Source organism: Magnetococcus sp. PR-3 (genome assembly GCF_036689865.1).
Taxonomy (GTDB): Bacteria; Pseudomonadota; Magnetococcia; order Magnetococcales; family Magnetococcaceae; genus Magnetococcus.
On the sequence record NZ_JBAHUQ010000029.1, the window covers coordinates 16,648 to 23,281 of the forward strand.

Below are 6,634 nucleotides of genomic sequence, written 5' to 3' on the forward strand. Positions count from 1 at the left end.
GTTGCAATAAGGTGTATCTGTAAGCAAAAAGACGAGCCTGATCGTTCTCTGTGGATGGCGGGGGTGCGGTTTTTTACGGCAAGAAGGATTATGATGCCGAGTCTCTTGTCATTGAATAAACAAGCCCTCGCGAACAGGTCGCGAGGGCTTGTTGTTTGAAGAGGGCATGAATTATTTGTTCTGTATGCCCCAGGTTCCTTCTATGCTGCGACAGTAGCCATTTAGTTCAACATAGGCCCGACCATTAACCTTTTCGCTGGTGACACTGTTGGTACCTTCCCAGTACTCGGGTCCAGCCCAGTAACCGTGTGTGGCGCGTAGCTCTTGATCTTTAACCTGGGGCATAACGGTAAAGACCTCATCATTAACGGTAACTTTCCAACCAGAGGGGTATTTGCAGTTGGTATGTGGGCTGGTCCACTCCCCAAGAATTTCTACAGAAAAGTCATGGCGAGAGAGGGTGCGTGTAATCCCCTTGGCATCCGTAATGGATCCAGATTGTTCGGTCTCATTAGCTTTACCCAGAATATCATAGAGCATAATCTGACGGTTATCGTCTAACTCTATGGCAAACCACTGCCACCCTTTAACAATGGCTTGGTAGAGCTCTCCATATTGGCGATCAAACCATGTATGGCCAGCCACTTTTTCAACTTTGCCATCAATACTTAAGGTGCCCGTGGTTTTCATATGGGGGCGTGAATAGTAGTAGGTGTATCCATTGAAGCGGTATGGATGCGCGTCCCCGCCATAGTGCATGGCAACAGGTTTGGTCTGTTTAAGATCAACATCCAGAATAAAATTGTCCACTTCAGCGTGCAGATGATCTAAACCACCACCACCTTTGGCCGTAACGACGATGTTTCCGGGTTTTTTGGCGTTGTCTGTTGTTAAGTCAAATGAACTGTCGAGTTGGGTGGGTAGGCGGAAGACGATTTTTTCACCAAAGTGAAACTTATTGCCCTCCACGTCTGTAATCGCAGCTTGAACCAACTGATCTCGCATTAACAAGCCAGTATTAAAAGCGAAAAAGACTATTTCATAGCCAAATTCACGTCCTGTATCTGTCTTTAAATGGCCTGTCCAATACCACCACTGAACCTGCTCTTCAGGAATAAATGCATCATCCTGTGGAATCTCTACAGGGCCAATAAGTCCCTTTTTTGGGGCAATGTTGGCCTGATAAAGAGAAATGGCCAACGCCACGGTCGCGATAATGGCCCACCATGCTGTGTGGGCACATTTTTCACAAGGCTCAGGTGGGTGGGTTCTGCCCAGTAAGGTATCCAGGTTCGGTGTTAAAAAAATCAGGATTACCAGGGCCGAGAGTGCCGGCATGACCATGCTCAGTTCTGCGTAGGTTGTATGCAGTTTGCTGAAGGTAAGGATGAGCAGGCTGGCAACAATAAGAAATAGAGGTGTGACCAAGCTGTAGACATCTAGGGGCCAAGAGCGTTTGGCTTTTGCCAACTTCCATGCCCCTATTAGCCCCGTTAGTACCAATACAGAGCTCACCACCAGCTGCTCAGGTAGAAGCTGCATTTTTTGGAATAACTCTACATAGATGGTCATTAAGGCTATGAAAACACCAAATGTGATGGGTACCGGAATAACCGCCCGTGTGATCTCCCAAAACAGATGTGTATTTCCTGGCTTTAAATGTTTAAGCATCCACTCTGTTGAAGCTACAAAAGCTGCAACAATGATGTACCACCCCATGTAGTTACTCCACGGAATGCCAAACCAACCTGGTGGTACCTTCCACACCCAAAAACCAATGGATACAAAAGCTGGATCGGTAACGAGGTCCAGCATGGTCGCCGCTAAGCCTGCAACAGGGGCAATAACCCAGGTTGAGAGCTGTAAGCGACGTAGGGTCGTGAAGAGTGAGAAAAAGATGGTTCCCCAGCTCAGCACCACGCCTAAGGGGACGCCGCCTGGTAGCCATACTAAAGCTTCGGTGTAGTAGTAGGGCGGTGAGGCTTTAGACGTTTGGGAGTATTCAATGGCAAAGCCCATGAGAATACCCGCGGTTAAGGTCCAGAAAAGTTGTCGGTTTGTCCGAAAAGTATAGATTAAGAGAATGCCTGCAATGGTGTAGTTGACAAGTTGAATGAGTATGAACGTTGGTGACGCACTACCTATTAATGATTCCATATGTTGAACCTTGTAGTTGTTGTAGATTGAAATAGAAAATAAAATGAGAAGCTAATCCCATAAGCAATTAAATTCATACAATTTAATAGGATTAAATGCAACTTTGGATTTTGAAAATTGATGCTTGTATGGGTGTAGTTCACCCCATATCGCATAATAATAGATTGGGATGGTCGGCTTGAGCGTAAAAATATAAGATTTTTTTATGAAGATATTCGGGGGGCATGGGCAAAGTTTTGTCGCTTGTTTAAAACGTAGAAAACCCGCAAAAATTATTTAAGGAAATGTAAGAAAAAGACATATTTATCGTAAGGATGTGTTGGGATTTTGAGTGAGAGATTTTGTTAAAACTCTTTTACTGCTGTTTTTTCAATTTTTTGATGAGTTTTTGAAAGAATAATGCTTCTTACCACTGTATAAGGCATGGTAAGCTCTCGTTTCATTCATACGGCTTTTGCAGTCGTGGTTTCCCTATCAGTCAGGAGTATCTCAACGATGGCTCAAGCGCTTTATGCCAATGTTGCAGTGGTCAATAGCAAAGAACATAAAGATCTTAAGATCAAGCCGATCAACCATTTCCGCTATGCGACAAAAATTCAAAGTTGCCCTATTTCCGATATTGAATTTTTTCCTTGTTCCCTCTCTCACCCGATCATGTTTGCCAAAGGAGAGGATGGTAGCATCGTACCGCTGGCTCTGATGGGATTGGAGCGTGAGACCAACCAGTTTGTGGATGGTGATGGTGTATGGAAAGAGGGTGAATATATGCCTGCTTTCTTGCGTCGTTATCCCTTCATCATGGTTCGGGATCCTGAAAATACCCGTATGGTCGTTGGCTTGGATATGGATGCTGAAGGTGTCAACAGTGACGAAGGTCGTGAACTGTTTGATGGTGAAGGCGAAGCCAGTGAGTTCTCCAAAAGTGCGATGAAATTCCTGACAGATTTTCAGGAAGCTTTTGATCGGACGCAGAACTTCCTGAAGAAAATGGAAGAGTTGGATCTGTTTGATGACGCAGTGTTTAACTGGGAATTCAAAGGTGTGACCAGCTCTTTTGGCGGGTTTATGCGTATTGATGAGAAAAAGCTGGATGAGCTGGATGATGAAGCTTTGACCAGTTTGACCCGCAGTGGTCACTATAAGTTGATTGTGGCGCACCTTGTTTCTCTGCGCCGCTTCCAGCGTTTGGTTGATTGGAAAATGCGTTCCGCTGAATAAGCAGATGCGAAGTTTCTAAGAAGAGAGCCCATGGGTAACCATGGGCTCTTTTTTTGTTTGATGAGTGTGTTGATGAAGCTTAATACAAAGAGAAGCTTAATATCGTAGGCTTATCAGGTCATTTGTAAGAATATGTATGGTTTGAATAGGGCTGGTTTTTTGCAATTGTTGCTTTGAAATGGTATAAATAACGGTTGGTAAAAGCCGGGGATTCCTAGGGAAGTCCTGGTTGACCGCCAAGTTCTGTTAAGCGTGTAAAAAACGATGATGGATGTGTTGGTTTTTTGCGCAGAGTCTTTACAACTTTTTGTCCTGTGTCGGGTTGTTGATTATGATTTTTCGTCGACTGAAAAGTGCCTTAGTACTGCCTTTAATTGGCTTGCTGTTTGTTGCGCAGTTGGCTTGGGCGCAATCCGACCCTGTACGTAAGCTGGCTCTGCTGGGGGAGGCCGGTACGGTACGTTTCCAGGTTGATGCAGGCCTGGGGGTCATTACCCATGGTAGTTTGATCGATAACGGTTACGGGTTGAGGGTGCACCTCAAAGGGGCGACACAGCCCATGCTGGAACAGCTCGTGGCACGGTTGACGGAACTGCATCCTTTGGTTAAATCGTTACAGATCTCTGTGGATGAAGAGGCGGGAGAGGGTGTTGTTACGCTGGTCTTGCTGGAGCAGATGTCGGTTCTTGATGAAACCCTGGTGGCGTTGGATGGTGAGCTTTCACGTTGGGAGGTTGTGCTCTCTACTGAGATGCCTGAAGAGACACTGGCGCTGGATGAAAAGCTCCCTACACCCACCCTGCATCGTGTCAAACTGATGAACCGTAGTGGTTTACTCCAGGTTGTGTTGGAAGGTAATGCCGCTATCGTGGCAGAAGCCTCTTTCCGCGCCAATCCTCCTCGCCTTGTGTTGGATCTGCCTAAAGTTCCAGTAAAACAATTGTTAACGGCCATTAAACGCTACAATGCAAATCCTGACAACCCCTTGGTACGTAAGATCCGTGGTAAGCAGGATGAACCGGGTATTGGTCGCCTGGTCTTTGATCTAAACCAGCCGTTAGATCTGGTGGAGAGCCACGGTAATGTCGCAGGTGATCGGGGTACCATCGTTGTGGGGCTGGTACCAGACGGTGGCTCAAGTGGGCCTAATCTTTCCCAAAGTGGGGCGGTTTCGGGGGCGTTGAAAAGTGTGGAGTTGCGCCAGCAAGGGCGTCGGCTATCCCTTTTTCTTAACGGGACAAGTGGAACCGAAGTCAGTGCCTATGCGCTGCAAAACCCCCCTCGTATTCGTATGGATTTAATTGGGTGGAAGCCAGAACAGGTGGTGGATGCTGTTGCCGCTTATCAGACCAAGCACCCTCTTATTCGTGCCATCCGGTATGGAGAATCCAGATTGGGTTCAGCTCGGGTTGAGTTTGAACTGGTCCAGTCTGTACAGATGTTAGATGCGGCAGTACGGAAGAGTTTTGATAACTTACATGAGAACTTTGTCGTCTCTGTCTTAACACCAAAGGATCTGTTGCCAGGCACAGCCTTGGCTGATTTACCTTTGGATCGCCGTTTGGTCCCGGCACATGATTTTGCGGAGAATCCTGAAATCATGATCAGCCCCGTGCAGCTTTTTGGTAAAGAGCAGGTCATGGAGGCGATGGATCTGGAAGAAGCGCCCGCGCCAGAAGAGCCTGGCATGACCTTTAACTTGATGGATTTCTTTGAGAATGCGCTAAACCACGATGCCCAGTTCCAAGGGGCCAAAGCACTGTTTAGATCTAAGCAGGAGGCTTTCCCTCAGGCGTTGGCAGGTTACCTGCCTAGTGCCTCTTTCTCTGTGTCCACCAGTATTGTCAGTTCAGATATCAAGCGTCAGCAGCTCTCCTCTTCACCAACTGGACCGACCAACTACACCGATCGTAACTACAGCTTAACCATTACACAGCCATTGATTCAGCTGCCTTTGATTGTGCAGATGAGCCAAGCGCGTGCTTCACAGTCCCAAGCGAAAGTAGACCTGTTGCGCGAAGAGCAAGAGCTTATCCTGCGTGTGGCAGAAAACTACATGAATCTGCTCGCCTCTAAAGATGCTTTGGATATGGCTAAGGCGGAGCATGAGGCAACTCAAAAACATTTGGAGCGAGCCCAGACACAGGAAAATAGTGGCCTGGCAACCCGTACCGATGTCGCAACGGCAGAGGGGCGGGCAGCATTGACAGAGGCGGAGGTTATTGGCTCCCAAAACCGCCTGGAAGATGCCAAGTATGCTCTCAAAGAGATTGTCGGTGACAAGGTGGATGCTGTACATGGCTTCCAAGGGGATTTTGATCCAGCTCCACCACAGCCTGCCAATATTGAGTCTTGGTTAGAGGCCGCACTAAAGCAGAACCTGACCTTGCAATCGGCCCGTTTGGCTCAGCGCGTTCAAAACTTTGAGGTTAAGCGGCTTAAGGCTGGGTATTTCCCGACACTTGAACTGTCAGGTGAGCACTCACTCTCCACGGCGAGTGGGTCGATCTTTGGTAGTGGTGGTAAGACCTATGACACCACCATCGGTGTGACCATGGATATGAACCTCTTAGAGGGGGGCTTGACCATGTCTCAAGTGCGCGAGGCCCGTGCGCTGGAGGCTCAGGCTAGGCACTTGGCTGATCTGGAGTTCCGGCGTGTCGAACGGCAAACGCGTTTTGCTTATCGGCAAGTGGAAAGTAGTTCGCGACTCTTAGGGGCATTGCGCAAACAGGTGATTGCAAATGCGACAACTTTGCAGTCTAAGCTGGCTGGCTTTGAATCCGGTGTTGCAGATGTTCTATCGGTTCTGGATGCTTATAAGCTTTATTACACCTCCCGACGGGAATACTTATCACAACGTTATGAGTATTTAATCAACCGTTTACGGCTCAAGCAAGCCGTTGGTGCCTTAAGTCGGGATGATCTGGAAACGTTGGCCGCGTTGCTTGATTCTTAAGGCTTACAACATTCACAATCCCGACCATGCTGGCCGGGGATTATCGCAGGTGAAGAGACCTTTGTATGATGTTGTTTTTTATATCGAGATATCTCTATACCTAACAAATGGTTACATGCCAAAAAAGGGTGCAACCATTCAGGGTGCATAGACACCTACTACAATGGGGCTGTTTTTCTCATACGATCGTTACAGCTTTTCGGGAAAAACGGTTTCTGTTTTTGAATATGGTTATTCGCTCAGGCAAGCGGCTGATGACCACCTTTAAGTATGAACCACATCTGTGGGGAGATGAATCTC

General features: G+C 47.4%; 3 protein-coding genes. 2 read left to right on the top strand and 1 reads right to left on the bottom strand.

What is annotated here, in order from left to right; translation table 11 throughout:
- Positions 1-171 precede the first annotated feature (171 nt).
- Positions 172-2,157, bottom strand: a complete 1,986-nt coding sequence (locus V5T57_RS15155) for a carotenoid biosynthesis protein (RefSeq protein ID WP_332892085.1) — start codon at positions 2,155-2,157, stop codon at positions 172-174.
- A 495-nt stretch (positions 2,158-2,652) separates the two neighbouring features.
- Here V5T57_RS15155 and V5T57_RS15160 point away from each other — a divergent pair, with 495 nt between their 5' ends.
- Together V5T57_RS15160 and V5T57_RS15165 are read left to right on the top strand one after the other, a co-directional pair.
- Positions 2,653-3,375: a SapC family protein gene (locus V5T57_RS15160; RefSeq protein ID WP_332892086.1), complete on the top strand. Its 723-nt coding sequence runs from the start codon at positions 2,653-2,655 to the stop codon at positions 3,373-3,375.
- Between the two features lie 331 nt (positions 3,376-3,706).
- Entirely contained in the window at positions 3,707-6,334 is a 2,628-nt protein-coding gene (locus V5T57_RS15165; protein WP_332892087.1) for a TolC family outer membrane protein, read from the top strand.
- Positions 6,335-6,634 lie beyond the last annotated feature (300 nt).

Coding starts and splice junctions, on each gene's coding strand:
- V5T57_RS15155 (WP_332892085.1), bottom strand. CDS start 2,157: ATGGAATCATTAATAGGTAGTGCGTCACCAACGTTCATACTCATTCAA.
- V5T57_RS15160 (WP_332892086.1), top strand. CDS start 2,653: ATGGCTCAAGCGCTTTATGCCAATGTTGCAGTGGTCAATAGCAAAGAA.
- V5T57_RS15165 (WP_332892087.1), top strand. CDS start 3,707: ATGATTTTTCGTCGACTGAAAAGTGCCTTAGTACTGCCTTTAATTGGC.